Genomic DNA, 4,439 nt, shown 5'->3' with positions numbered 1-4,439 from the left:
ATCGACAACTTGCAGCACCGCCTGCGGAACCTGTTTTACTTTAATCAAACAGCCTCCGCGATTCCCGGTGTGATTCACATTATGGTGAAGTTGGCCGCCCTAGGGGGTAACCATCTAGTGTTAATAATCGACGAAATGCACCGACTCAACGACGTAGATCTTGAGCAGCTATTGGCGGTGCATAACGCATTGCATATGCAAAAAATCAGCATGACTACAATTTCTTTTGCTCAACCTGAGATCATGGACAGGGTCACAGGACTCATGACAAGGAGACAGCATCAATTATTAGCGCGGTTCCTTGCCGAGCCGATTCAATTCGAAGGCTGTTCGTCTGTCGACGATCTTCGAGATATATTGAATTCCTATGACTATGACTCAGAATATCCAGAGGGCTCGGGTTGGTCATACACACGATTTTTTTTACCCGAAGGCTATGATGCCGGATTTCGTCTGATAAATTATTCAGAGAAAATTTGGAGTGCTTTGTTTAATGCGCTTGGCTCTTATACTGAAGCGGGCGTTCCTATGGAGCATGTGTGCCTAACCGTGGAGTATTTACTTCTCGCTCTTCGCACTGAGGATTGTTGCAATGTCGCTATTTCTGATGGGGATATTAATGACGCGGTTGGCGCTTCCAACTTAGCTGTCTTTAGCGGTCTAATGCACGGCAATGTTGGCGACGCGCATTAGTTGACGTTTGTACGTATATAGCCGCTAATTAAAGTTAATAAAGAGCACAAATAGGTAGCCGCCTTTGATTGTCAATGAGTATGAGTATATCGAAAATCAATAAAACATCAGATCGATTGACTTGGGATTCTCACGCGCCCGGGCCGTACGAATCGGCATGGTCCGTATTTCTAAAGGTTTTAACAATCAACCGCATGACAATGCTTGAGTTGGAGAAGCTGATAGAACGGGAGCCAGTGCCGAAAAATAGCGGTGTGCATAGAAACCATTTAAATGGCGATTGGATAGACTTTGATCGATATGCGAGTCTGTTGGGTGTGGCTGTTGAACGGTTGAAAGAAGGCTTTTTGGATCAGTTAGATATTGCGCCTATAGGCTCATTTGGGCTTTATATTCGTCATTGCCCATACTGTGACAAGCTTGGGTATCATTGCGTGTTATTTCAACTTACTATGATTGACGAGTGCCCTTGGCATCGTTGCAAGCTCATTAAACCTTGCAGCTCCTGTGACGCCTTACGCCCGTTGAGCCATAGTGACTCGGCCTGCACAAGCTGTGGGAAAAGCCTCGATAAGTTTAGTAATGCGCCGCGCTTCAATTCCCTTGATGACACACTAAAATACACTGTAATCGGCTACTGCAGGGAATTTATTGATTGGTGGGAGGAGGTGAAAACGGGTACGCTGTGCTGCCCGTCGTTTATAGACGCGTTGCTGAATGCTCACCGGGCAAATCAACCGGAAATACAGTTCGCTCAATGGCAACTAGGTTTCGTACGAAGCATTACAAAGAAAGAACTGTTTTGGAAATTCACTATGCGGGAAAAACCCGCACATGTTATTTCACGGCTTTGTTTGGTTGATAAGAATGAAAGTAGGTCAAAGCATTATCTTACTGATGACATTGGCCATAGTTATCGTAGCGTCCGGCGGCACATCTATAAGAGATATTTACGTGCCCATCATGCTTGTATTAAGCACTTGGCTAATCTTTCACGTAATGAAACACTCTATCTACATAGCGAAAAGGCTTGCCTACATGCTGTGGCATTCTTAACCTGGAGAATGTCGGTCGAGGGCATTTGTAATGTTGAAGGGCTTCGCACCGCCAAGGGAAAGCATGTGCCTTTGCGATTGATGCGGCCGAATACATGGTCATACTTTCTTGCTGACAGCGATCAGATCCGTTGGACATTTGACGGATTTTTTGGGCTATTGGCCGCTTTGGAGGATACACACGAACGGCATTGGCGGATAATTGTAGCTATGAACGAGTACCCCATATGTGATGGCTTTCTGCAATCAAAGCTAATTGAGCACACAGTTCCGCCTGTTGATGGAGTCAGTATGGTCGGAAGTGGCATAGTCCAGATCCTTTGCCCAGAAGTAGCAAGCTTAGACGAAAAAACTTGTGCAAAATGGCGTGCGTTATCTCGTTCCGCCGATCGAAGCATGTGTGATGAACATGCTCTTGATAGTGCTATGACCTGGTCTTGGGCAGCTGATCCAAATAGATATCATAAAAGCTTATTTAAACTCACTCAAAACGAGCGGTTCGGGCAGCCAACGTTTGAGTATTTTAATGTTTGAAATGTAGTTTTATAGGCTTGAGCACCGGTATCATTATTTTTTGTAACTGTTATGAATTTTTGAGTTAATTTGGGCAATTCTCTACAATTCAAACGATGGAATCGATTCTCTGGAGGCGGTTCATTCACATCTGGTTATGTGCCATGTTTTCCAGGTTGTCAGATGTGGGGGTTTTGCGGCAGATGTGAGGGTTTTGCGGTAAAAATCATATGATATCGTTTGTATTTATGCCACAAAATCAAAATTTGTCCACTACTGTGGGATTTTTCTTGCATGACAGGGAATGCGTTTGATATCCTATTTTCATGGGGCAACGTTTTCGACTTGCCGCTCCCGTCTCTCAAACAACGACTGAGACCCATCATGAACCGCCACGAATATTACGCACCGAAGAATTGGACGATAACGATCGCTGTCATAGTGACCGTTTACGGTCGCGTGCGCGGGGATATGATGTTGTGACGCTTTGATGCCGTCATCCACAAGCCCCGCCACTATTGCGGGGCTTGTTGCTTTTATGGGCTCCGCCAAGATTACAAGACTAATTGGAGCCTCCCATGTCGTTCATACCATCCAACATCCCAACTGACTGACCGCCTGTAGGCTGCCCCGTCATCCTGACGCAGGTTGCAGCATTGGCCGTCAGCCACGATTTCCGCCTATTTGCCACCCTTTTGTATCGGAGACACATCATGTCCGAGGCCCGTGCTCGTCTGGATGCTTTACCCAACCTTTACCCGAAACTCTTTCCACGTGGCCCCTTGCCTTGGGGTTTTGAGGTGAGCGATGGCTGGAGCGAACTGGTGGCCATACTGTACGCCCGTATCGATTCAATTCTGCGCGAGGCCCATGGCGCTCGCATGCAAGTTGTACAGGTCAAGGAGAAGTTTGGTGCTCTGCGCTTCTACTACAGGCTGGAGGGCGTTGACGCCTCGATCTCAGCGGCGATCCGGGAGGCCGTGACGTTGGCCGAGGCCGCAAGCACTCATATCTGTGAGCGGTGTGGGTGCCCAGGTGAGCATCGCACGGGTGGCGGCTGGTTTGTCACGCTATGCGCCGCTTGTAGTGCAACTGACCCTTGAAAACTAAATATAAGAATAGGAAGAAATATCATGGAACAGAAAGATTTTGCCGAGGCCTTGTCTGAATGCCTGGACGACGAAGCTTGCAAGCAAGTGCAGGGCGATGAGGCACGGACCGCCCAAGCGCCTGAGACGCCGCTGAATAATTTTTTTGGCGATGATTTGTTCACGCTTTTGTACTTGCGCGAGGGGCCGTGCTCAAGGGGTTTGGCACGTATCAGGGAGAACCTTGAGGTGGTGTCCAACCAGAAGATGCCACGTCACGTCCGAGCTGATGCAGCGCTGGTGCTTGGGCATTTTGTATTGTCACGCCACTCCAAAGTTGATGTGTATGCACGTGGTGTAAGCCATCCCATCGACTGGTTTCGCCTTGCGCGCCAGTTGGGTAGTGTGATCGGTGGGCTCGCCTATGCCAACGCTCTATTGGCTGAGGCTGAACAGAGCGTCCAATTTAGCCTGGAGGACGACCCACTGCCCAGGCTCGTATGGGACTCCAAACTAGAAGCCGCGCAAGCGCCCAGTCCAGATGCTAGAGTTTGTCAGGCTTGGTATATGGGTGCGCGCGTTGCCTTGCGTCATGTGCAGGGCGGCTTTACTGGCTGGGGGCCTGAGGCGTTTGGCTGTGCGCTAGCCTGCGTGGTCAATTACCTGACGCTGCTGCCTCAGCAACAAAGGCTCACTCGGTTGTCGCCGTTGCCACAACGCCGTGCAGCACTGGCCTGGCTCAAGCCGCTGTGGAATCGCCTGATTGTTGCTGCACCCGAGCACGCTCTGGATCCGCAAGCGTACCGTATGGCTCTCGTCGAGCAGCAGTTAGCTGTCTTCATGCGCTTGGATGACCTGGAGCAGGGGCGAGGCGACCATGTGAGGGCACCCGTGGCTGTTGGCTCACTCGTCTCTGAGGGGGGGCAGATTATCGTGATCCATGGCGAAATTCCGGAGACATCCGACTGCTCGGAAAAGGACTATTTAAAGCGCTATGAGGTGTTGCGGCGACCGCGGTGTTTGTCAACGAAGATGTCCGGTAAATCATGCGGCACGTCTTATGGTTTCAGGTGATTCCTGATGCAGCTTT

At 49.4% G+C, this 4,439-nt stretch carries 3 protein-coding genes and 1 pseudogene; all 4 read left to right on the top strand.

Annotated elements, in window-relative coordinates; translation table 11 throughout:
• A pseudogene (locus ABS758_RS14870) lies at window positions 1-693 on the top strand (hypothetical protein); the annotation flags it as partial.
• 194 nt (window positions 694-887) lie between these two features.
• On the top strand, window positions 888-2,282 hold the full coding sequence (locus ABS758_RS14865; protein WP_322995001.1) for a hypothetical protein: 1,395 nt from the start codon (window positions 888-890) through the stop codon (window positions 2,280-2,282).
• A gap of 692 nt (window positions 2,283-2,974) precedes the next feature.
• Window positions 2,975-3,364 (top strand): hypothetical protein, encoded by a 390-nt coding sequence (locus tag ABS758_RS14860; protein ID WP_350384127.1) that lies wholly within the window; start codon window positions 2,975-2,977, stop codon window positions 3,362-3,364.
• Window positions 3,365-3,394: 30 nt separating this feature from the next.
• The gene (locus ABS758_RS14855; protein WP_350384125.1) at window positions 3,395-4,423 is read left to right on the top strand and encodes a hypothetical protein; all 1,029 of its coding nucleotides are present in this window, start codon (window positions 3,395-3,397) and stop codon (window positions 4,421-4,423) included.
• The last annotated feature ends 16 nt before the right edge of the window (window positions 4,424-4,439 follow it).

Source organism: Castellaniella sp. FW104-7C03 (genome assembly GCF_040276085.1).
Classification (GTDB): Bacteria; Pseudomonadota; Gammaproteobacteria; order Burkholderiales; family Burkholderiaceae_B; genus Castellaniella.
Note: the sequence above shows the minus strand (reverse complement) of the source record. Positions and strands in the feature narration are given on the sequence as shown.